Consider the following 24,235-nt stretch of genomic DNA (forward strand, 5'->3'; position numbering starts at 1 on the left):
ATGGCACGCCACTGGGAAAAGGCGCTTAGCCGCGACACTATGTACGAGGAGCAGGACTACGAGCAGGCGGCCTATCGGCTAGTAACCCACCAGGTCTTGTCCGCCTCGGACCGGGCGACCCGGAAGGATTACGGCATTGTCAGCCGAAATATCAATGACTTTGAGCAGGTAGTTCGTCCCCTCGGCATCGAGCTGTTGCACGACACCAACTACCAGTACATCGTGGCGCGGCCCGTGCACGTACTGACCCAACAGCGAGCCAGCAAGGACGAAACCCTGCTGCTGTTGGTGCTCGCCGGCGTTCATCATCGCGTCCGTTTCGAGGGGCGCGAAGAGCCAAATGGCGAAACTTTCGTCGATTTGCCTGACTTGCAAGAGCACTACGAGAAGGAAACGGGCAGGGACTTTCCCTCGCCTGGGGACTTCCGCTCTTTGATGGCCAAGTTCAAGCGCTGGGGGATTGCTGCCTTTGAGGACAGGGACGATGTACGGAATCAGCTCGCGAAGGTTCGCATCCATCCCGCGATCGGAGATCTGCTGCGGAAGGAATACTTGAGCCATCTGGAATCCTTCCGCAAGGAAGTGGCAGGTGAGGGGGATGCAGCTACTTTCGACGCAATGAATGAAGTCACGGAGGATGGCAATGTATCTGCTTGAGAAATTTCACCTGGTACAGTTTTTCCTATTCCGTGCCGAAACCCTGAGCTTTAGTCCTGCAACGGGCATTGTGGCGCCTAACGGATCGGGAAAATCTGCGATTCTGGATGCGATGCAGATCGTCTTGTACGGAGGGGATCAGAATCAAATCGATCTCAATGCGCAGTCAGGGGGCGTATCAGGCACTCGGGGGCGTTCAGTGCGCGAATACTGCCTCGGCTACTATCGCGGTGACGAGCATATTCGTGAGAATGCGACGTCCTATTTGACCATGGTGTTTCGCGACACTGAGGGCGAATTGCCGCCGGTTTCGGTTGGCCTGGCCCTGGGCGCATCAGTGGGCGATCCAAAGCTGCACGTCTACGGGCGCTATGTGGTCCAAGGGGTTGCGCTCGCGTTAGATGATCATCTTGAAGCGAACGCCGAGGCGGAACTTTTGCCGTTGGCCTGGGGAACGTTCAATAAGCTGATGGAGGACGCAGTCAGTCGCGTGAATGGTAGGCTCGCAGTGCCTCCGTCGGCGGAGAAGCAGGTTGAAGCAATGTTGTTCGCCTTGCGCCCCAAAGGAGGGGGCAGCATCGACCCGAGAGCTTTTCGGCGAGCGATGAAGAATGCGCTTAATCTGCAGAAAGTTCCTGACACCAGCAGCTTTGTTCGAAATTACATTGTCGATGCCCATCCTATCGAGCTCAAGAACTTCCGCTCCCAGCTCGACAATCTGCGCTCGCTTCAAGCCAAGGTTCTGGAAACACTGGACAGGCTTGAGAACGTCAAAAGCTTGATCGCAGCCGGTCATAAGGCTACTCAGACTCGGATGCACGCAGCGACCTATAGGGCGCTGTTGGATGACTATGAGCGTGAACAACACATGGATGCTGTTGATGCGGCACAAACTACGCTGCATGAAGCGCGGGACAGGCATCAGGCAGCGCAGAACGCAGTCGACAGCGCCAAGGCAGAGCATGATCGACTCAACGGCGTGCACATCGAACTAGAGCTTCAATCAGCAGCAGATCCGGCGATCAGTGCCGCCCGTGACCTGGCCAGCGAACGAGAGAGATCACTTAGACCTATCAAAACCAATGTGGCCCAGGCCCTTCGCGAGGTGGTGGCGGGCTTCGAGAAGGCCAACCGCGTGAAACCCGATCTCGGAGGCTGGCAGCATCTGGCGATGCCTTGGGTTGAGCTTCTTGACGCGGTTTCCAGCACATCCGTATCCGATGCGCTTGTGCTTGACGTTTCGCAGGCCTCGGCAGCATTGCGCGAGTCCAGCATGCGGGTTGCTCCGATCATCCAGTCGGCAAGGCGTCAGCTAGACCATGACGAGCAGAGGCTGTCCAAGCTCGGAAATGAGCTTAGGATCGCTAACGAGCAGATCAAACGCATCCAAGAAGGCAAAGCGGAACTCCCGCCGGCCGTCCAAGCAGTTGTGAACATACTTGGAGATAAAGGACTTCTGTGCACGCCCGTCTGCGATTTGGTCACGGTCACAGATGCTGACTGGGCACCCGTAATCGAGGGATTCCTTGGTCGTTCGCGCACTGCCCTGGTTGTCCGTAGCGGCAAATTTGAGGATGCCTTGTCCGTTTTCAACAAGATTCCGTGGGATACAAAGCCGGATTCAGTACTGTTGGTGAACCCGGTGAAGTCGAAGGCGGATATGGGTGTAGTTCCGCCAATGGGTCTCGCGCATCTGATCGCGGGTGACAATCAAGTGGCGGTGGACTATATCCGTCTTCGACTCGGCCGGCTGGAGCGATTGGAGCGCGTCACTACGGATAGCCCTGAGGGCTTCACCCGTACTGGCGAGCAGGCTGGACGTGCTGATTTCGGCCGTCGACGCCCCTTGTCTGCAACGGAACTGGTGCTGGGACGCCAAGATGCCAGCCATCGCCTGGCGGTGCTTCGGCAGCAGCGCAGCACGTTGGGGCAGAACGCAGCCGAGTGCGAGCAGGAGGCGAACCGGTCGCGCCAGTTGGTTGAAGCCCTTGAGAAGTTGGTGGGACTTGAAGGACGTATCCAGGACATTGAAAGATGGCTGAACTCGCACATTCAGGAGCAATCCGCGCTTGATGCAAAGGCGGCGATGCAAGAGATCGCAAGCGCACCTGATCTCCTTGCTCGTCAGCTGCTCATCACAGAGGCAAGGCGAGCTGCCTTGGCAGCACAGTCGAAGCTGGAAGAAAGCAGCAGAGACGTCGGAACTCATGGTGAGGCTTTCCGGCAAGCACAGAGACGGCTAGACGAGCTTGCGGATAGAACCAACGGAATCTGCTCAAAGGCGGCTCTCAGTCGCCGCAATGAATACGTGGGTGATGAGTGGTTCGAAACAAAACGCGATGAGTTTGATGGTTCCGGCCTATCGCTGCATACGATTGTGGCGAAGATCAGTGACGCTACGGTTAGAAGTGGCAATCAGTTGTCTTCCCAAGTGCAGGCGTTGGCAAGTGACATGTCCACGTACGCAAACCAATTCGATCCTCAGATGGATATCGCGGTGGGCGACCTGGGCGCCATGTGCGAGACAATGGCTCAGGAGAAGCAACGGCTAGAGGAATCCGAGCTCCATCACTACCAAGTGCTTTCCGCGGAAGCTGCAGAAGCGGCAGAGCAAACGTTCAAGGTGCAGATCGCCGCCCGCCTGAGCGACCACTTCGCCAGCATGCGCAGCACGCTCAATGAGCTGAACAGTACGATGGAGCGCTTGCCGCCATTCTCGAACAACGAGAAGTATCACTTCGTCACCAATCTCAATAAAGATCATGAGTCGCTGTACAAATTCATACTGAAGGTGGCTGGTGCGGGACCGGAGGGGGATATCTTCTCTGGCCAGGTGGATGCTCCTCCTGAGTTCAGGGCGATGCTTGAGGGAAAGGATGCAGAGGCGAACAGGCTTCTGGAGGACTATCGCAATTTCTTCAACTTCGAGATTGACGTTCGCAGCAATGGTGTGACGGTGACCGACTTCTCAAAGCGCATGGACAAGGGTTCCGGGGGCGAGCACCGCGCGCCTCTTTTCATCGTTGCTGCAGCTTCGATGGCACGCGCATTGGGAAAGTTGCGCGGTGATCAAGGCGGCATGTCGCTGATAATTTTCGATGAGTTGGGTGACAAGATTGACTCAGTGAATACCCGTGCCGTCTTTGAGTACCTGAAGGCATTGGGCCTTCAGCCCATCGTCGCGGCACCGGACGATGCCTTGGGTAAGATCAACGAATCGGTGGATACCTACATCGAGATGTACCGTGACGACGATCTTATCTCCATCAAACACGTCCGCATTGATGACGATGGTCATGTAATTCTGGATTCCGACAACTGGCGCAAGCATCCCGAGCTTCTCGAGGAGGAGCTCAAGCGTGTTGAAGCAAGTCGAATGCCCCATGGGGAAGGAGTCGTTGCATGAGTATTGCCCGGGCCTTCCTGACGTCAATTTTCAATCGCTCCCAGAATGCAGTGAGTCGTGGCGAGGATGAGCGAATAGCTCTCAGGCTGACGGAGTCATCATGTCCAGAGTTCTTCAGCCTGCGCAGCATCGAGGATGCAAGAGCGTTTCGTTCCGAGCTTGAACTGGCTGAGCGCTCTGGAGCTATCGAAATCAGGGCCAAGGTGATGGTGCAGCCGCCTCTGGATGTTGCGGGCGTTGCCGTACTGAACCTCGCGAAGCTGGCGAACTTCTTGGGGGCACGACTTCGTCGTGATTCCGTATCAAAGGCCCGTTCCATGCTGGACACTCACACCAGCCTTTTCCCCGTACTGACCGAGGTCATTGAGCGCTGGTCGTTGGGCCATAAGGTTCGCGGGCAAGAGGCTGCCGATGCTTCTGTAGCGCAAATACTGGATGCAATCAGCCTCATTTCAGCAAGGCGAGGCGTCGTTAGGGACGAACTATTGCGCCGGGTTTCGTCCATGATGTTTGGTGACAGCAAGCGAGTGGAGGGCATCGTGAAATGGATCGATTTGCTTTGGTTCAACTCTATTGCACCATCTGGACTTGATAGTAGCGAGGTGTTCTCGGCCATAGGCCTGCACAAGGAACCATTGCCCGTACTGATCTCAGGTCCACTTACGGTTGTTACGTCGACTACGACGGTGGGAGTGGTTCATCCATATCTCGGCTTCGCTCCTGCCCACATCGCTGGATTCGTGCCGAACCCAGCCGTGCTGAGTTGGCGTGTTCTCACTATTGAGAATCGACAGACATTCCATGAGTTTGCTGAGGCTGCATCTGATCAAGTCGGCCTCGTACTGCTCTATACCGGTGGTATGCCGTCCCCATCCTGGAGACAGGTCTACATGCTGATCTTGAAATCACTTCCTCGCCAGACAACTCAGGCGTTCCATTTCGGCGACTTGGATGAGGGTGGGATGAGGATTGGCGCCGTCATCGCAGGATCTGCCGCCGAGGCGGGGTTCACCCTGAAGCCGTGGTTGATGGATCCCAGGGAGCTCATTGGTCTCGGTTACGCTCTCAAGCCAACGGCTGAATCGGTGTCTAGCGCAATGTCTCGAACTTGTCGATCCATCGGGTGGAATGACTTGGCCATTCATGTGGAAACGCATCCGGGGACGCTGGAGCAGGAGGTTCTCCTTCCACAGTTTCCAGGCTCCTAGAATTCTGGGCAGTCTGACCTAGGCGACAAATTGCTTTGCGCCGTCTTTAATGCCTTGATGCGCGTGCCCCGATCATTGCGGGAAGGGAATCATGAGATTTTTTGAACTTGATGCTGTAGATATCACAGCGCTCAGTGCTGGCGATCTGCGTGAATTGGTTGCCCGTCTTTGCGAAGCGGAGGTAATCCAGAAGGGGCGTCGGCCGAAGAACGTTATGTGGGGAGGTGCGCAGGAGGCGCCTGATGGCGGTTTGGATGTCCGTATTGAGGCTATGGACTTGCCGTCCAACGACGGCTTTGTTCCTCGTGGGATCTGCGGTTTCCAGGTCAAGAAGCATGCTATGGGTGCGGCGGCATGCAGGGACGAGATGTTGGAGGGTGGCACCCCAAAGCTCGTACTTGCAGATCTTGCCGATCGGGATGGTGCCTACATTATCGTTAGTGGCAAGGACGATTGTTCAGACAGCATGTTGGCGAGTCGAGTGCGGGCGATGGAGGCGGTCGCGGGGATCCTTCCTGGAAAAGCGTCTCTGCGCGTTGACTTCTATGGTCGAGATCGATTGGCGACTTGGCTACGGCGGCATCCAAGCGTTGCGCTGTGGGTTCGTGCGCGCCTCGGCCGCCCCTTGTCCGGCTGGAGGCCTTTCGGGAGGTGGGCAGCTACTCCCCCAGCCCAGAACGACGCATTCCTTGTTGATGACCACCCCTGCGTGATTGACGCGAACTCGAGCGCAAAGACTCCCATGCCTGTTTCTGAGGGTATACATCTAGCTCGAGAGCGGTTGCGCCGCCGCGGTAGTGCGGTTCGCATCACCGGCCTCTCCGGAGTGGGGAAGACGCGATTCGCGCAGGCCCTGTTTGAGGCGAACGTTGGTGAGGAGGCCTTGTCACCAGCTAGCGCAATCTACGCCGACCTGGGTGAGAACTTGACACCGACGGCATCCGAGCTAGTTTCATACATCGTGGCTAACGATCATGCGGTTCAATTGGTGCTGGACAACTGCCCGCCAGACGTGCATCGGCAGTTGCAGAAGCAGGTCTCCGCAAGTAGCGCGATGCTCAGCCTTCTGACAATCGAGTACGACATCTCGGACGATCGTCCTGAGGAAACCGAAGTGATCCACCTCGAGCCGTGCAGCGAGGAGACGGTCTCGATGCTGATCCAGCGGCGGCACCCAGACATCGGGAAGTTGAACGCTGGCAAAATCGCCGAATTTTCCGGCGGCAATTCGCGCATCGCGATCGCGCTGGCCAGCCGGGTAGATGCAGATGAGACGTTGACAAACTTCTCCGACGAGGACCTTTTCCATAGGTTGTTCAGTCAACGAAAAGGAGCGTCCAATGAACTTCTGGAATGCGCTGAAGCGCTATCGCTCGTCTATTCCTTCAATGTTTCCTCGTCCGAGTTCAATGATGAGCTTGGCGTCCTAAGTGCCATCGTTGGCCTCGATCGTCGTGGTCTGCATCGGGCTCAGGCTGAGTTGATGCGTCGTCAGCTCGCGCAGAGTCGTGGTGAGTGGAGAGCAGTTCTTCCTCATGCACTTGCCAATCGTTTGGCGAAGCGTGCGCTGGAGAACATCCCTGTCGACGCAATCAATGCCGAGCTGCTAAAGCCAGAGAACCTCCGACTTTTCGTCTCATGTGCGCATCGACTGGGATACCTGCACGATTTCGGGCCTGCGGTTCGGATGGCAAATAGTTGGGTGAGCCCCGGCGGACCGCTGCATGATATTGGATCGTGTAACGAAGGCACGCTGTCTGCATTGCTATACATAGCGCCGGTATTCCCGGAGACCGTGCTGCAGCTGATCGAGAACGCCGCAACCAAGCCAGGCTTTGCCTCGCGCGAGAACCGAAACTTCAGGTTGTTCGTGCGCCTGCTGCACCAGCTAGCTTACGACGAGGATAAGTTTGATCGTGCTGCGACGGTCATGCTGAAGTTCGCCGAGGCCGAGAAGTCAGGTGAGAACAGGGACAGCATAGTTGGACAGATGCGGCATCTGTTCTCGTTGCACCTGTCAGGTACGCTGGCGCGACCAGAACGGCGGTGTGCGTTTGTCAGCAAGCTACTCGAGTCGGGCACCGAGAGGCATCGCGAGATCGCAGCCGAGCTGTTCCATGCTGCGTTCGAAGCGACGCACTGGACGTCTTTCTCGGCGTTCGACTTCGGTGCACGCAGACGTGATGCTGGCTGGCAGCCGCGAACGCGTGCCGAAGAGCTCGAGTGGTATGTCGGCTTCTTGAACTTGCTGCGACCGGTGCTGACATGCGATGACTTGACTCTTCGCGACTGGGCGCGCTCACTTCTGGCAGGTCATTTCCGGGAACTATGGACGTTTGCGGGCTGTTTTGATGATCTCGAGGAGATAGTCAGAAGTCATGCTTCGAAAGGGGAATGGCCGCAGATGTGGGTCTCGGTAAAGAAGACGCTTGGCTTCGATGGCGACTCAGCTCATCCTGATCTACTGGCTCGGCTGGAGTCACTTTCGCGCGTTGCGGCACCATCCGGCCTCTATTCGGAGATCGAGGCCTATGTGCTGTCCAATACTTGGGATCACATCGAGAGTAGGGGGGAGCAAGTAACCTTCAGTGACGAGATGATCAAAGAGAAGGTCATCTCTCTTGGTGAGATGGCCGCAGCAGAGCTAGGTTGCTTAGAGCGATTGGGTCCAGGGCTTTGGTCGGGCGAGTTCGATGCACTGCATACTTTCGGCATTGGGCTGGCGCAAGGCAGCGTCGACCTAATTGCCACTTATGAGCGTCTTTTGAGCCTGGTGCAACTGCAGGCGCCTGCGAAGCTCAATCCACAGGTGCTTCAAGGCTATATCAGCGCTGCAAACGATATCGACCCCCGCTTGGCCATGGTGATGTTGGAGCGGGTGCTAGATCATCCCTTGTTGCGGACGTTCTTCATCTACCTGCTCAGCGCCATCAAGATTGGCCCATGGGGGTTCAATATGCTGATTGAGTTGGCTCGAGGGGAAGAGTTCGAAGCGTGGCGGTTTGGACAGCTTGCCTATGGCCGCATGCACGAGTCCCTTACCGACAGCGAGCTCGCGGAGCTGTTCACCATATTGAACCAGCGCCATGATGGCTTCTACACCACGCTTAGTGTGCTAGAAATGCGATTCTTCGCGGGGAGGGGCGGAAACTACGTGCCGAGTGAAGATCTCCTTTCGACAGGGCGCGACGCCATTCGCGCTCTACTCGCGGGGAAGCGCGGACAGACTGAATTGAATCGCATCCGAGGGACCAAGCGGATCGCCCAGCAGTGCCTATCCGAGTCTGCTCCAGAACAGGAAGTGAAGGAGATCGTGAGGTTGCTTTGCGAAGCGTTGGATGATCTTAGAATTCGCAGCTCTGATTTCGAAGTCCTCATGACAACGCTATTCCGCAACTTCCCGGAGATTGTCCTTGGAGAGATCTTCACGGGCGACGATAGGGAGCGTCGTTTGATTGATCGCGTTTTCAAGTGTCGTTTCGGAGGTGCTTCGCCGTCACTCAATAGTATGCCGGTGGATCGGCTGATTACCTGGTGTCGAGGTGATCAAGATCGGATCGTGCGTGTTGCCGCAGCGACCTGCGCCTACTCAACTGTAGAGGCAACCGATATACCACTAGAACATCCCAAACGCGTTGTCCTCAGTGCGTCCATCAAAGGCTTGCTGGAAGCCGCAGTGGACAAGCAATGCATCGTCGATGTGATGTTTGCCGGAATCCAGCCCATGAGTTGGTCTAGCTCGTTGGCTGACATCATAGAAATTCGGGCCAAGGCTTTTGCTGAGCTGCTGGAGCATCCATTGGCTGAAGTGAGAAATCTTGCGGCGGAAAGGCTTGAACGGGTCGAGCTCACAGTGCGAAGAGAGCGACAGCGGGAGGCGCAAGATCAAAGTCGACGGGAACAGCGCTTTGAATGATGCGTATGGGTGAGATGGAGCCGGCTAGTCATCTTGGTGTTGCGCCCCGCATAGATACTCGGTCCTGTTGGCTCATTGTGAATTCGATGTACATAGATGAAAGGACCCTGTGCACACTGATTGGTTCTACGCGGGCACAATCAGCTGTGGCCGAACAGCAACAGGGCGGCAACTCAGGCGGGACTGTCACTCAAGCAGCTTGGGACCCAGTAAGTCCTTGGTAGCAGGTCGCCGAAGAACCGCCGGATGAACGCTGTTCTTCGGCGTATCTCTGTGGTGACAGACGGCGCTTTGCGTGGTCCGGCCGATTTTGGGGCCAGCTGGCATCGCCAGGTGAGCCGCTCCAGGTTGTGACGCCCAACATGGCCCAGTCGGATCTGCTGGGCCGTGGGCGTATGCAGGCCGGCCACCTCAGCGGGTAGCGGGGCAGCGGGGCAGCGTGGGTGCAGGCTGCGCTCAAAGATCTAGGAGAGATCTGGACCAATGGTGTCACTTCGACTAGCGCCAAGATTCGACTCTGCCTCTTTTCCAGGCTCCGCGCGAATTCTGGGAGTGACCGGCTAGAAGATAGTGAAGTCTCTCCCGATTTATCCGATGTGCCCAGGAAGGATGGGCTTTAGGTTCAGCCTTGGCTCCAACAGCGATGGACCGAAGCAGGCTCAAGGCCAAACATGGATTCGGGGTGTCTATCGTGGTAGGGCAATGGCTGCTTCCGACGCATAGCGGTCGTTCCAGTTCTTACGCCAGAAGGGCTGTCGTCAGCGATAACAGCCTGTAGTTAAGCGTCTAGGATCGAAGCGGAGTATGGATGGCCTTAGACCGAGTATCCGCCCTTCGCCGTTCTTAGGAGAGTTTGCCCGCAATTACTCGGCTGCTCTATATGCCTGCTTGCGAACACGTTAACGGCTAAGGACTCTTTCCCACAAGCGGCGGTGAGTTGTTCCAGGCCAGCCGGCGTCACAACGAGGTAGCAACCCTCGCCCCACAGAGAATCCGCATCGATTCCAACCGGGCCAGCGTCACGCCACCAGTGAAGCTCTGCGACCACCGTTCCGCTCGCATCGAAGAATACGCTCGGTGTCTCGTCATGAGCGCGCCAGCGAAGCCCCTCAACCCAGTTTGGGCATAATGCAAACGGATTGGCCGCTGTGTCAAAGCCCATGTCCACGGAGCAGACAACTCGCCTTACCAGCGTTGGTGCCAGATCATTGTCGAGTGGGACGTACTGGCCTAGCCAAACAGCGATAGGCAGCTTGGCGTAACAATCGTCGAAGTCTTCACTATCAGTCTCTGCCCAAGGTGCTCTAAAGCGATAGAAGCGGTGCTCTGACAGTCGTGCCTTGTGGATATGGAAGCGAGACACCTCGGCCACGACTTGGCCGTCGCAGTGCGCCAGGAAAGGGGCAACATCGCCGTCAACCTCGTCAATCCACTTCTGCTCTCGCTCGGACCAACCGGCACTTCGGTCAATCAGCGGCCTTCGAATCCACTCGGGACGAACTCGCGGGAGCATCAATGGCCGAGGCGGAAGGGGGTAGCCCAACTTCTCCAACAGCATCGGACTGTCCCGGCTCTCCAACTTGCCGGCCAGGCGCAGTTCCCCTGCGACGTGGCGAAGGGCAGCAATGGCAATGTAGGCGTGTGGCTTCATGTAAGTGATCTGCATATCAAGGACACGAAGCTGAGCCTCAAGCTCTTTGACACCAGAGGGCCCGAAGGCCTCAAGTCCACCCCAATCCTGGATGAACATCGCCGCGCGCCGGCGGACTGTCATCTCCTCGATGTCTGCCGCCTTTGCAATGTGACGTGCCGTCGAGCGCAACATACGAGTCCAGCCAAGCGGCGATTCGACGCGCATTGCACCAGTTCTCTCGTCCGTGAATGCCTGGTCGCTCTCTGGCAGGTCACTGAATTCGAGGAGATAGAAGAGTGGCAGTGGCTTCGCGTCCAAAGAGACAGCCAGCCCCCACCGATGCGACAAGAGCGTGGCTGACTCGGCTACCGCAATGTCACGGTGACTGACCATTGCAGCTACGGCGCGGCCCAATACGGGCTCGAGGTTCGCGCTGTCGGCAGCGAGCAGCGTTCCGAGTGCTTGCAAGGGGGCGTCCAACTCACCGTCCATAAGTCGCCGGATAAGAGATGTGAACAAAGATTGACCCTGTCCGGCTTGCCTTGCCAAGCTCAGCGCGCAATTGCGCGCATGCCGCTGAACCTCTGCAATGGGAAGCCGATAGGCAAAGTGCAGCAAATCCTCCAAAAGGTCCGTGTCGCTGAGTGGTAGCTCGCTCGACTGGAAGGGCCGCCCCAACTGGAACTCGCGAGTGCAGGTCATCTGCTCCTCAAGCAGCGACCAGATAGCCGGCCAATCTGGCGTCAAGCTGATGACCGGCAGTATCGAATCCAGCTCTGTGAGCAGTGCCTGGGTATTCTCCTGGCCCGTCGTCACTGAATCGACTATGTTCTCGAAGGCCGCAAGGCATGTGGATGATCCGTGCAGAAGCTTCTTCGCCTTAAAGTAGAAGAACCTGCCGCCACCCATCCACTGGCTCCAGGAGCTCCAGGGGTCGTTGCTTGTCTCGTAGCCTTGCATAAGCTTCTTGGCGTAATCGACCTCATCGGCCGCAGCAAACCGCTCCACCATCAGGAAGCGGCAGCGTGCGTTGTCCTGCAATACCTGCCAGCGCTCAAAGACCCTTCGCGCCAGATGAAGCGGAGCTGTGTCTGCCAGATCTTCGAAACGGTCCGGGGCGTTGTGGTTCAGCTCGTCGCTATCTGCTTCAAACGCGAGTTCAAGATCCTCGAGAGTAGCTTCCGAGGCGTACTTGTTAGGCGTATACGAGTGTCGAGGCTCCGGCGCTTCTGGCGTCCACCGAGCGATGGCGGCTTCGAGCTCAGGCGACGAGAATCCATGCTTTCCGGAAGCCTTGTGAATGCGCTGGAGCAGCGTGATTCTCTCGTGCGCTCTGCTGGCTACCTCGACCGCCCCAAGCAGCATCAGAGCGAGCGGTTCAATCTGGTCAGGGCCGGCTGCGTCCGCGGAGGCGTCGATGAAGTCACCAACATGGGACGGATCCCGGTAGTGAGGTTCCATATAGAATGGCAGGCACAGACCGCACCAGACGGTTGCGCATGCCAAGACGAGTTCCGGGTTTCGCCTGACCATCCCCGTCATGAGCAGGTCGACACGATTCGGCCAGCCGATTAGATGCCAATCCGCCAGTGTCTTTGACACCTCGAAGCCGAAGCGAGGTCCAACCTGCATCGCTTCCTTAATCAGTGCCATCGTAAGGCGATGCGCGGCCGACGACCCTTCCGTTTTGGTCATGCCACCGACCTGACGCATCAGGTCTGAGACCCGCTTGACACGGCTTTCCGGGTCAGCTGCGTTCGCGAGAGCTAGAATGTTTCGCCAGATCGCGTACTGCGGGTCTTTCTTGGGAGCCAAGGCATAGCCAAGGCATTGCTCAGGAACCGTCGCCAGCAACTGTTTCGCCCGCTCTAACTCCCCGACCGCAGCCAACCCGATGGTTAGATTCGCTAGCCCGTCGATCTGCTCGCTTGGTGTACTTTCTTTAAGCTCCGCCACGAGGGCATTAAGCCGATCCGCCGCCGCCGCACGATCACCGTCAACGCGATATGCATCGACAGCCAATCTGCGTCGCAGGTAAGCAGTTCCCTTCGACGTCGATGAGGCGATGGCTGAGTCAACCTCCCCAAGTACCGCGCGATACTCAGTTTCACCGCGCTCGGCGCCGAGCCTCAGCAGCGCTTGCACGAGCGTGGGGATCGCTTTCAAAGACTGCTGGATACGGTATGACTCGCTGCCGCCTTCTGATGCGAGACGTAGGACATACCCAAGGGACGTGCGGGCTATGCCTTGGATGCCGCCTGCCGATAGGGACCCGTTGACGCCGGCAGCGCGACCTAGAAGCACACCTATCGTCGAAGCGTGCTGTTGGAGTGGATGAAGGAAGGTGTGCTTCGACGGTGTCACGCTTGGCAGTGGCCTCTTGAGCAGCGTGCAAAGCCTCGTGTGATGCATCACTGCGCCGACCAGATTGCCCAGCCCAGCCAGGTCCGTCTTGTCGTCGCACATGGAGATCATCGGTGCGACCAGCTTGTCGAACAGGGCCTCGGCTAGGTCACGACGGCCAGCTTCGAATGCGATCAGCGCCATCCGACGACGGTAGCCGTTTGGTACCTCCCCGAACCCGGGAAGAGCGACGGCACTATCAAACAGCGCAAGCGCTTGCCCAACGTCGCCACGTCGACTGGCCGCAAGCCCTGCGTGAACCATCACCGACGGCTTATCTTCGTTGGCTACTCCGAGCTTGCTACATAGTTCTTGAGGATCGGAGCCAATCTTCTGAACGAGCATCGCCTTTGCGGCTTCCCTCCTAAGATGCAGCCGCAGCGCGACGGCAGATTGCGGATCCACCTTTTCCGGCTCCCGTAGACCCTCTGCGGCGAGATGATCAACCGCTATCTGGATCTGCTCGGTGTCTCGGAAGTGGACGGCGCGCATTGCCCATCTTTCGAATTCCTTGATGTTGTGCTGGTGCCCGTAGTTTCTGAACTTGGGCGTATGGAGCTGCGATAGCGGTTCGAGGCTTTCAAACAGCTCCTTCGCGCGGTCGAAGTCGCCTCGCGCTAGTAGGGCGTCGACGACCTCGTAGCCCTGGCTGGGGAAGTCCTGCACGAGGGAGACGGCTGCTTCAATGTTCCCCACCGCCAGCATAGCCAGCGGGAGTTGGTTGGCGTACTCAAGGGCTGATTTGCGCCGATCTACTTCGTCACGACACAGCAGCAGCCGTGTAAAGGCGGTTGCGTCGTGCGTTTCACGCACTGCCAGCAGGGCGAGGCGGATGTCGGCGTGAATCTCGGCGATAGAACGCCCGTCAGCCAGCTGCTGCCTGAAGCGAGCGGGCATCGCCAATGCCAGTACATCGGCACCGTCGCCAGCACGGGCGCGGTAGCGCAGCTCAAGCCAGTACTGTGCCGATTCAGGTGGCGCGCTCTTCGCCAACTGGGCAAGGTTGCGGTATACGCGCTGCGAGTATTCAGCGTCGACGCTCCCGAGGCGGGTTCGCGGTTGAGCGATGACGAATAGCCTAAAGCTGTTGTGGAAGACGCTCCATCCCCGGGATGAACTGCGGAGCAGGTGCTGCGCAATGACCAGGGCGCGTTCAATCGAGGACTCCTTGACCATCGTGGCCAGCAGTCGCAGGTCCATGGGTGCCTCAGCCCGAGCGATGAAGCCCAGCACATCCATGGCATCGACATCGTTTGCGATCTCGCGCCAAGCAGCTGAATATACAGTCTCAATATCGCCGTCGAACGGCATCCCGCCGCTAAGAAGGTGCTTGCGACCAGCTTCGTCAGCTTGCAGCAGTGCCTGAATCAAGTAGCGCGTTGCCAGCGGGTGGCCATGCGTGAGATTGCTGAGATCCAATCTTGGAATCTCGGCAGGCAAGCCTAGCGCATCCGCCATCCAGGTGAGTTCCTCGCGACCGAGAGGCCCCATGAGAACCTGTCGCTCTCTCTTCTCCGCTTGCGCTCTTACGGCGGGCTTCAGATTAGCGAGATCCAACCGTTGCGTGCCGAGCACGAACACGACCCCGTTTGGGATTGCCGCGGGAAGAGGCAGCTCTCCCAGAAACGAATTGGTCGGCCGTTCTTCGCGTGGCACATGGTCTAGCCCGTCGACAACGATGATTGTACGGATCCCTTCGCGAGTGAAGCGCTCACCAGCCTGCCGTAGCAGGACGCCGAACTGTTCGCGGCGCTCAGATAGCGAGTCATCGCGAAGACGAAGTCCAACTAAACCGCTGTTCCGCAGTTGCGTACCTACGTCGGTCAGAAAGTTGTCTGCCTCCCCACGACCCACGCCTTGAGCCGCGCCCGGCACGTACGCCAAGTAACGAACGAGCCGAACACTTGCTTCAGTGGCCAACGCAACCTGCAGGAGAGTGGATTTTCCGGAGCCAGGTGGTCCTATGAGTGAGACGTAGCCGTGATTGGAGGCATGAAGCGCTGCTAGTAGCTTGACCTCAGTGTCCCGATTGCGCTGAACATAGGCGCCGACCGGGAACCGATGGATGAGCAAAGTCTTGACGGGATCGCGCCATCCAAGCTCACGAAGCAGCTCGTCACGCGTCCACCTGTCCTTGTCGCGTTCATCGGCGACTAGCTTGGGAAGCACGCTGGCAATCTCGCATGCCTGTCTCGCCTGCTCCGCATTCAGCTTGTGCGACTGGATGAAGTTCGCTGCAGCTCCGCACACCACGCGCAGGGCGTGCATGAACTGTTCGAAGTCGTCATCATTTAAGCCGGCTTCGCGGCGCAGGTGGTCGATCAGTCGGCTCCATCCTCGCGCGGACCAATCCGACAGCGACCGATTTGGATGCTGTTGGAACTCCTCGAGAAATGCAGCGCTGTGCCGCAGCCGGCCGTCGCCTGGCTTGTCGGTAACCGATGGAAAGTCGTTGACGACCAAGTGAATCTCGACGCGACTTCCTAGGTTGTCCTTGGACAGGCACTGCCAAGCTTGAACTAGGGGCTTCAAGAGACCATTGGCACCAGTAAACAGCGTCTCAACAGTGAAAGTGCCTGGGAACTTGGACGTCTTGAACTGGTGACCGACCACCAATCCATCGAAGCCTAGTACCAGGTCGTCCGCAATGCCCGCGTTGCGGTCAGCGACGCCAATCCAAAGCAGCTCGTCGCGCTCAAGCGCGGCATAGATGGCAGCGCCCGCGCGCTCGTACTGGCCGACGTATCCACGAAGCGCTCGGCGTTCGCCCTCCGCCGGCACCGTTGCGGGAGCTGTAGCAGCGGATGGCTGCGAATTTTGGGGCGCTTTCGAGGCCATAAATATGGATTGGGTAGTGGGTGCGAACCTGAGAAAAGGGAGCCGCTCCAGCATAACCCGGGGGCGTCGAGCACCAGCGGGTATGCCGTCGCCGCATCGAGCGGCATTGTGAATCGAAGTATATCCGTCGTCGATCACATCGGTCACTCGCACGGACGCGAGAACGGCTGTTCGGACGCATGTGGCCGCAGGCGGACATCAACGGAACAAGGGGGGCAGGGGGGAATATCGGGGGTGAAGCATGGCAGCTGTCGGCCCGAAACGGAGGCTCGACTTACACCTTCCAGACTTTGCTACTCACGGGCACATCAGCTTTATCGAGTCTAGGGAGATAGGCAATCAGTTTGTAACCGCCAGGTCGAAAGTGGTCGAGACGAAGCTCCGCTTCTGCTTGCAATCTGGTGCCGTCCGGACCTTCGACCATGACCGCATAAACGGGATTCTTCTTGCCATGCGAGAGCGGCAAATCGGACGTCAGGGACGAGTGGCCATTGCCTTTCGCACCGCCAAGCATCGCAGGATCTTTGGTGTAGCCGTGCGCGATTTATTGGAGACGGCCGACTCAAGCATCGGGCACAGATCACCCGATCTCCGTGACGTGAGGGCGGACTGCGACGGGGGCTCATCAGAGACCGACAGTGATAGATCGCAGCGAAGCCGCGACGATCAAAGGATACTTCTACTAGTTTGACCGCACGATTGCCTAGGACTCAGTGCTCGTCGTGTCTCCATACCGCCCTATGGGGCACTCTGCACTTGACCTTGCGGCAGCTTCCAGCATCCGAGCCGCCGGATTCGTTTCGGCCGCACCGGCTTGATAGTAGCCGATGACACTGACCACCGATCGGTGATCGGTCATTGCCATAATGGCTGGCAGGGCAATTCCTTGCCTAGCACCTTCCGTTACGAAACCCGATCGTAGGCTGTGACCGCCAAAGCTCCCCACCAATCCGGCAGCGCGGGCGCGATTCTGGATGATGGTGGCCACCGACTTGGGTGACAAGCCGGCCCCAACTTTCCCGCGTGTCAATTGGCGGAAGAGGGCACCCTCCTGCAGTCCAGCCGCTTCGATCCAGGTGCGAAGCGCTTCGGCCGGTGGACCTAACAAGGGCTTGTCCGGCGAGCCGCCTGCTTTGACGCCCTCCTGAAGCGTTTTGCCGACGTCCAGGTGGTAGAGGTAGCCGCCGTCGATCGGCGCAAGCTTGCTCAAGACGGCATGGGCCGTCTCGCTCCGACGGCGCCCACCACTGGCGAAGGCGAAGTAGAGCAGGGCACGATCACGTTTCCCAACAAGATCGTCCTCACAGGTCGCAATCATCGCCATCAATTCGGTCGCAGTGATCGCCGTCTTCTTGCTCGGCCGCTCGCCGCGCTTATGTGCGGCGCGACGGCCCTTGGCCAGCAGCTGCCGAACCTCGCTGCTTTCGCAGGGATTGGCCAGCTTGAGCAATTGATGGGCGCTGGAGAGCACCGCAACGCGGTGGACGATGGTCGACAGCTTGAGCGGTCCTTGGCGCTGCTTGAATTTGCCTTCCACCAAAAGCGCATCCAGTGTCGGCGGCAGCTCCCAGGTCAGGGCATCGCCTGAGCGCCGGGCCAGATGATCGATGATGAACTGGATCACGCAAGACGCGTCGACCGGCATGGCGATGACCACTCCGTAGCGGCCTTGGTACCAGGCCGCCCAGTAGCGCAAGGCGGTGGCGTAACTGCGCGTGGTGTTGGCCGAGGCCGCTTCGGCGAAGACTTCGCGCACCGCGTCCGCCGAGGACTGCGAGAGCTGCGCCACAGTCGGATTGGCAGGAGCCGCGGTGGTCAGAGCTGGAAGAAGGTCGCTCATAAGTGATTGAAAGTAGGGCTTAAAAATAGCCTGAGTTCCGATAAATATATCTTATCGGAAGCGCAAAAGTACAGGGCAGGGCGATCACTCAGCGGCCTTCTACTAAAGGCGATCCAGGCCTCCGTTGCGCGACATGTGTTGCACTTACTAAGATCACAAAGACACGTTCGGTGTCAGTCTCGAAGGATCGAAATGGCCGTCTATGTTGTTACCTGGAATTTGAACCGAGAGGCCAACTACGACGCAAAGAGGACTGCGTTCCTTAAGCACCTGGAGCGCTACCAGAACGTAGCAGATCCCGATCTGGAGTCGGTCCGCTGGGTGTCCGGGGATATGAGGGCTCATGATCTATCTGCCGATCTTCAACAGAAGCTCGACAAGAATGACGGGATTTTTGTATCCCAGCTTGTCCGTGGCGAGTACCAAGGCTACCTCAGCAAGGCGACATGGGAATGGATCAGGCAGCGCCTTGACTGACACCGCCGAAGTCCAAGGGGCTCTGACGTGGTTGGGGCTCGGGGGCCGCGACACCGGAGCCAGTCAAAATTGGGGGGTCCAGTCGCTGAACTGGCTCAGAAATGAAGCTGACGGTCATAGCCGTCTCCCGAAGTAGATGCTCTCGAAAGCGCGTGGCTGCAGCGCCTTGGCAACATCATTGGGGGTGCACCAGATTTGCGACGCACCATTGGCGATGCACCAAGATCACAGCGAGTCATTGGGACTGCACGTAGCTCAGCGCATCAATTGCTACAAGTTGCCGCACAAGCTGCCCCAAATTCGCAGCGCTCAACACACGCACAATCAGGCTCCATGCCACAGCAGGGCTGGGGATCGAGGCAAGATGCGTGCCAGCCACCCCCGGATTGCTTTGAACATAATATACATTATGCGAAATGAAGTATGCGCCGGTCGGCGCGGCGTGGCATTGCTTTTGTCGGTTCCTGTTGACTGCCACAACGGAAACGCCCCAGATCCCACAGCTGTCCGCCCGTATTTCCCCACAAGGACGCCCGCGATTTCCAGATCTCCCCCAAAGATGCCCTTGATTCCTGGATCCGCACCTAAGACGCCCTCGATTTCTGGCTCCACATCCAGCTCGCCCTTGAGTTCCCAACTGCGCACCTGATCGGTCAGAGCTTGTCGCCTGCACTTCCCAGTTCCGCCAGTCGCGACATTGGTCGCAAGAACAATTAGACGAGATCTCGGGCCTGAACGTGCGAACAGTTCAGCGGGTTGAGCAGGACTACAACACCGCGACTTCCCTGGGTGACGCGCCACGCCCCGCTCCACCTGCTCAAGCGCGTCGCTCGCCCCCTGACCAAGCTTTGACCTTAACTGGGCGTCGGTGACTCCCTCCCGTTCTGGTCGGCATCTGGGCCTTGTAGCGGCTCAAGCGCTGAGCTATAACGCCTTAGCCAGTCGCTATAAAGCGCCGGTGTTGTGCCCGCATAGCCAATAGGCTCCGGGTGCCCGAGGTCCACCCAATGGGGGCACGGGAATCCTTCGATTCCGGAGCCATCCATGACCGCCAAACGCCGCAGATCCCTTCGCACTTCTGCCTTCTACGCCCAATCGGGCCGTTGCTTCTATTGCGGCCTGCCGATGTGGCTCACTGCACCCTCAGAGCTCGGGCTGAAGGCCAGTAAGGCCCGAGCCTTTCAATGCACCGCCGAGCACCTGGTGGCCCAACAGGACGGGGGCAGAGACGTGTCCGGGAACGTGGTGGCCGCGCATAGCCGGTGCAACCAGGGCAGGCACCAGCGGAAGGGACCAGCCCCTTCCGCTGAAGCGTTCCGGGCGCTGGTTCAGACGCGGCTGGCAATGGGGAGATGGTGGTCCCGACTGCCATCAGGGATTGCACGTGCTTCCGTATGGCCAATTGAATTGAATCTTTGCAAGGAATCGGCAGCTGCTTGCCTGATTCGCTAGTCCACACTAGTGGCGCCCGGTTGCGGTGCTAGAACGGCGAGTCTGCTGCGAAATGGTCGCGCATTGGGCCTAACAAGGTCTGCGACCCTGTCAACACGTCCGAGAATTCCACCTGTCGCCACCTTCTCGTTCCAATATCGTTCCATCCACTCGGCTTTATCCAGGATCTTACCCGGAGCGCCTAGCAGCCTCTTGGCGATGAAATGCCGGATGAGAGCGGCCTGGCTATCGAGAATCACGACGCCCGCCCTTGGATTAGAGTCATAAGCGCTGTACGAGATCAGATAGTGGACATAGTGGCGGTCTGGCTCTTCGTCATCCCACGTCAACAGGTTGCTTAACCCCGCAGCGCGAGCATCCGATCGCACCTCTTCGCTCACGAGCACCATGGGATTGCGTGCTTCCTTACATTCCATGCGATAGGCGTCCAGCATCGCCGGTCCGAAGATCATCTGAGAATCATGATGAATGCTTCCAACTGTGAGCCCTCCACGTATCAATATATCAACCACTAGCAGGTTCTCGGCCAACATTCTGATGCAGCTCAGGATGTCGGCAAGGCCAGCAGGAGAGCGGCTGCTTGATATGACGATGCAGTCGCTGAAGTAAGTGAACAAAAGTCCTGTTGCTGGGTTGCAGCACGCTGTGTTCTTTAGTCTGTCGATGGCCTCTGCTATTTCATCAAGCTTGCTCATGTCGGCTGCCGACTCTTGGACAAGTGCGGAGAACCCGAGCATGTCGATGAAGGCGACGTACTTATCTTGGTAGAGCATGAAGAACTCCTTAGATGGTCGTGCCCATGGTGCCGAGGGCGGTTCCATTTGACCAGCGGGTGCGGGGCACGTCATAGGCCATGGAGCAATGTCAGCGACCTGGCTCGCGCACTAGTCTCGCAGAGGCTTGTTACGGCGCATCTTCGCATCGGATAGAAGCGAGCGAACGAGAGAGTTGAAGTCCATCCTGGCCCTAAAAGTTTCCTTCACCCTTGGTTAAACGAATGTCCGCTTTCGGTCAGAAGCGGACCAAAGTAGCCGGTGCTCTTCGCAGCCCGTACGCGACTTGGAGTCATATCATCAATCTGTATCAGGGCTCAGACCTAAGTGCCTGATGGTCCAATTCAGCGACACTATCCAGCTTCGGCGTCATCGCACACTTCGGGATACAGCCAGCGCGATCCGCTTATGGAACCAAACCGCACTGTGCCTTACTCTTAAGGAACATTGCCAACGGCAACCTTCGGCAATTGAATTTAGAGAATCCGGGCGGTTCATCCCGCGCGGCCCGTTAATGTCTACAGCTGTGGAGTTGTGAATGGCAGAAGATCAAGGTGGTGAAGAGGTAATTAGGGAGATAGGGAAGGCGCTAGCCCTTGCGTCTGAGCTTGATCCACAAATTGTTAGATCGCTTCGCTCCGCGATTGTTCAGGCGATGTCTGATTACGAGGACGACACGAATGCACAAGCTGCAGCCGCACTTGCGGCGGTTCTCGATTTTAGACCTGTGACGACCCAAGACGCCCTCTCGCAAACCTTGGGTGAGATCGGGAAGCTGGTCCAAGGTCTCACCGGACTGGAGGACGTTCATTACACTGTTGAGACACCAGAAGGTCGCCGAGTTCGCTCAATCCGGTCACATCTACCAACTGTATCACCCCAGCGTTTGACGGATCACGAGCAGGCAGATCTTGAGGCCTATATCGCTCGATATCTGCCACCGGACGACCCTCGCGAGGAACACGCGCCACGAGGACCGCGACTGTGACGATCAGTAAGTTAGCAATCCTCAACGCTGTGAAAGCAGCCATTTCGCGTGCTAAGGCGAGCGGGTCTCCCTACGCGCAAGGAAAGGCTTACGAACTTCGGGTGCTGCTTAGGCTTCTGCGAATCATCGATAGTGCGGGCTACAAGCTCACGTGTACCCCCAAGATGGCAGGCGTCCTGACGTTTGGAGGATCTCCATGCAAAGCAAACCATCCGGATCACGATTACATCAGTGGATCTACGTCTACTGAGAAGCTCGAGATTAGGATTTCAGTGCAGGTCACCACACTAAGCCATAGCTGGAAAGGCACGACGGTGGTCAAAGCGGCTGACCGTCACGAGATTGACGTCGGTGTATATCGTCCGATTAAGACCCGTCGCTATCCCGCATTTACGGAGTTACTTCTTGGGGTCTCGTGCAAGACTGGCGGCTGGAACAAGGCGTACGTCCGCGAGGCGCTAGGTATGCGTAGGGAGCTAGGATTCCTCACATCACCTAGGACGAGCTTGACGAGCTCAGCTCCGTGGTTCATCGCAACAGTTCCCTGCGATCCTCCGGTTCCCTTTGCCTTGTACGCGACCAACGCTGGGTCCGCCGTGTATGCGTCGTTGGCAGCTTTGGGGCTCTACGTCGAGCACTACAAGGGGTAGCGGAAACAGGCTTTGGAGTACGGATCAACTCAGGTGTGTCGAGAACGATGCCCGCTTTGGGTCGAAGGCGGATGCCATCACCGGGCCGGTCGCCGCCCAATGTCCGCTTCCGGCCAGAAGCGGACATCCACCCTGCCCTCGATAAACATCCCAAATCCACGGACGACCTTGGTCTGCTTTGGCCTTCTGCCTTAGGGCCAGACCTGAACTTCGATTTCAGCCCCTAGCGTATTTGACTCCCGCGACCTAGATCTCTCCTAGATCCTTGAGCAGGGCTTGCCCCTTCTGCAGAAACCCAACTAGCAGTCGACCTCCTGCTACTTTCCGGCCCAATTGCCCATTGAGGTAGCTGACCTGGAGACGCGCATGGGCCAGCAGATCCACCTGGGCCATGCTAGGGTCGCGGCCTGGAGCGGTTCGCCCGGCGACGCCATCTGCCCCCCGATCGGCTGGACAACGCAAGGGCGCCGGCTGTCACTCTTCGCATACGCCGTGGCCATCATCCGGCCGTTCTTCAACGACCATCCACCAAGCACCAACTCGGTCCCGAGTTGCTCGATCGGCAATCCCGCTTCGCTAACCGCTTTCTCAAAGTTCGGCCAGAGTTGGTCCACCACCAGCCCTAGCTCGGCAGATAGCTGTTCTATTGTGAAATCTGCGCGGAAGCTGGCCTGCAGTGCAAGCTCGTAGATGCGGAGGAAGGGGGAACCGCAGAATTCGGAAAAAATCGTACGCTAAGCTAACGGTGTTCTCGTGACAGCTCTTTGACTAGGCTTTCTAAGGGGTCGTCTCAGAAAACGGAAAATAAAGCACGCTAAGGCATAGCCGAACCTGCCAAGCTTGCTCCACCCTGTAGTGACGCGATCAGCGGGCAGGAAACGTTCCCCCTTCGCGCATGGCAGGCGCGCACCAACTCAGACAGCACGGCCTCCATGCGCGCCAGGTCAGCCATTTTCTCGCGCACGTCCTTGAGCTTGTGCTCGGCCAGACTGCTGGCTTCCTCGCAATGGGTGCCATCCTCCAGCCGCAGCAGCTCGGCGATCTCATCCAGGCTGAAGCCCAGCCGCTGGGCTGATTTCACGAAGCGCACCCGCGTTACATTCGCCTCGCCATAGCGGCGGATGCTGCCATAGGGCTTGTCAGGCTCCAGCAACAAGCCCTTGCGCTGATAGAAACGGATGGTCTCCACATTGACCCCGGCCGCCTTGGCGAAAACGCCAATGGTCAGGTTCTCCAAATTGTTTTCCATATCGCTTGACTCCGTACATGAGTACGGAAGTAAGGTTACGCTATCCAATTTCAATTCGAAAGGACAAGCGCATGTCTGAACCAAAAACCGGGCGCGGCGCGCTCTTCACTGGAGGGCTTGCCGCCATCCTCGCCTCGGCTTGCTGCCTCGGGCCGTTGGTTCTGATCGCCTTGGGGTTCAGCGGCGCTTGGATCGGCAACTTGGCGGTGTTGGAACCCTATCGCCCCATCTTTATCGGCGTGGCGCTGGTGGCGTTGTTCTTCGCCTGGCGGCGCATCTACCGGCAGGCAGCGGCCTGCAAACCGGGTGAGGTCTGCGCGATTCCCCAAGTGCGAGCTACTTACAAGCTCATTTTCTGGATCGTGGCCGCGCTGGTTCTGGTCGCGCTCGGATTTCCCTACGTCATGCCATTTTTCTACTGATCGGAGTTCACCATGAAGAAACTGTTTGCCTCCCTCGCCCTCGCCGCCGTTGTTGCCCCCGTCTGGGCCGCCACCCAGACCGTCACGCTGTCCGTACCGGGCATGACCTGCTCCGCCTGCCCGATCACTGTCAAGAAGGCGATTTCCAAGGTCGAAGGCGTCAGCAAAGTTGACGTGACTTTCGAGACACGCCAAGCGGTCGTCACCTTCGACGATGCCAAGACCAGCGTGCAGAAGCTGACCAAGGCAACCGCAGACGCGGGCTATCCGTCCAGCGTCAAGCAGTGAGTCACTGAAAACGGCACCGCAGCACAACGGACGTC

The 24,235-nt window shown here is 58.0% G+C and carries 13 protein-coding genes; 9 read left to right on the forward strand and 4 right to left on the reverse strand.

Going from position 1 to position 24,235, the window contains the following annotated elements:
• The 4 genes from FQS62_RS11355 (at position 1) to FQS62_RS11370 (ending at position 9,187) form a co-directional block, all read left to right on the forward strand.
• The gene (locus FQS62_RS11355; RefSeq protein ID WP_102947213.1) at positions 1–657 is read left to right on the forward strand and encodes a DUF4194 domain-containing protein; all 657 of its coding nucleotides are present in this window, start codon (positions 1–3) and stop codon (positions 655–657) included.
• Positions 644–4,063 (forward strand): SbcC/MukB-like Walker B domain-containing protein, encoded by a 3,420-nt coding sequence (locus FQS62_RS11360; RefSeq protein ID WP_208043162.1) that lies wholly within the window; start codon positions 644–646, stop codon positions 4,061–4,063. The genes FQS62_RS11355 and FQS62_RS11360 overlap by 14 nt, the downstream gene beginning before the upstream one ends.
• Positions 4,060–5,271 (forward strand): Wadjet anti-phage system protein JetD domain-containing protein, encoded by a 1,212-nt coding sequence (locus tag FQS62_RS11365; RefSeq protein WP_180855125.1) that lies wholly within the window; start codon positions 4,060–4,062, stop codon positions 5,269–5,271. Before FQS62_RS11360 ends, FQS62_RS11365 begins: the two co-directional genes overlap by 4 nt.
• A gap of 91 nt (positions 5,272–5,362) precedes the next feature.
• Entirely contained in the window at positions 5,363–9,187 is a 3,825-nt protein-coding gene (locus FQS62_RS11370) for a hypothetical protein (protein ID WP_226053466.1), read from the forward strand.
• An 814-nt stretch (positions 9,188–10,001) separates the two neighbouring features.
• On the opposite strand, the gene FQS62_RS11375 is transcribed toward FQS62_RS11370, so the two are convergent.
• Positions 10,002–16,061 (reverse strand): DEAD/DEAH box helicase family protein, encoded by a 6,060-nt coding sequence (locus tag FQS62_RS11375; protein ID WP_180855123.1) that lies wholly within the window; start codon positions 16,059–16,061, stop codon positions 10,002–10,004.
• 703 nt (positions 16,062–16,764) lie between these two features.
• Positions 16,765–17,901 carry a site-specific integrase gene (locus FQS62_RS11380; RefSeq protein WP_180855121.1) on the reverse strand — a complete coding sequence of 379 codons (1,137 nt, stop codon included), beginning with the start codon at positions 17,899–17,901 and terminating at the stop codon, positions 16,765–16,767.
• Between the two features lie 192 nt (positions 17,902–18,093).
• On the opposite strand from FQS62_RS11380, the gene FQS62_RS11385 reads away from it, so the two are divergent.
• From FQS62_RS11385 to FQS62_RS22275, 3 genes are all read left to right on the forward strand, one after another.
• Positions 18,094–18,378: a hypothetical protein gene (locus tag FQS62_RS11385; protein ID WP_180855119.1), complete on the forward strand. Its 285-nt coding sequence runs from the start codon at positions 18,094–18,096 to the stop codon at positions 18,376–18,378.
• A 722-nt stretch (positions 18,379–19,100) separates the two neighbouring features.
• Complete coding sequence (locus tag FQS62_RS22270; RefSeq protein ID WP_324615445.1) at positions 19,101–19,250, forward strand: hypothetical protein; 150 nt, start codon at positions 19,101–19,103, stop codon at positions 19,248–19,250.
• A gap of 253 nt (positions 19,251–19,503) precedes the next feature.
• Positions 19,504–19,830: an HNH endonuclease gene (locus tag FQS62_RS22275; protein ID WP_323162603.1), complete on the forward strand. Its 327-nt coding sequence runs from the start codon at positions 19,504–19,506 to the stop codon at positions 19,828–19,830.
• On the opposite strand, the gene FQS62_RS11390 is transcribed toward FQS62_RS22275, so the two are convergent.
• Positions 19,827–20,603 (reverse strand): hypothetical protein, encoded by a 777-nt coding sequence (locus tag FQS62_RS11390; RefSeq protein ID WP_032966761.1) that lies wholly within the window; start codon positions 20,601–20,603, stop codon positions 19,827–19,829. The two genes, FQS62_RS22275 and FQS62_RS11390, sit on opposite strands and share 4 nt — an antisense overlap.
• A gap of 2,452 nt (positions 20,604–23,055) precedes the next feature.
• Entirely contained in the window at positions 23,056–23,490 is a 435-nt protein-coding gene (merR, locus tag FQS62_RS11395) for a mercury resistance transcriptional regulator MerR (protein WP_005413387.1), read from the reverse strand.
• A gap of 71 nt (positions 23,491–23,561) precedes the next feature.
• Here merR and merT point away from each other — a divergent pair, with 71 nt between their 5' ends.
• Both merT and merP read left to right on the forward strand, forming a co-directional pair.
• Positions 23,562–23,912, forward strand: coding sequence for a mercuric ion transporter MerT (gene merT / locus FQS62_RS11400; RefSeq protein ID WP_003131974.1), 351 nt, complete (start codon positions 23,562–23,564; stop codon positions 23,910–23,912).
• 12 nt (positions 23,913–23,924) lie between these two features.
• Positions 23,925–24,200 carry a mercury resistance system periplasmic binding protein MerP gene (merP, locus tag FQS62_RS11405; protein WP_003131987.1) on the forward strand — a complete coding sequence of 92 codons (276 nt, stop codon included), beginning with the start codon at positions 23,925–23,927 and terminating at the stop codon, positions 24,198–24,200.
• Positions 24,201–24,235: the final 35 nt, after the last annotated feature.

It is taken from the genome of Stenotrophomonas sp. SBJS02 (genome assembly GCF_020428325.2).
GTDB classification, from domain to species: Bacteria; Pseudomonadota; Gammaproteobacteria; order Xanthomonadales; family Xanthomonadaceae; genus Stenotrophomonas; species Stenotrophomonas africana.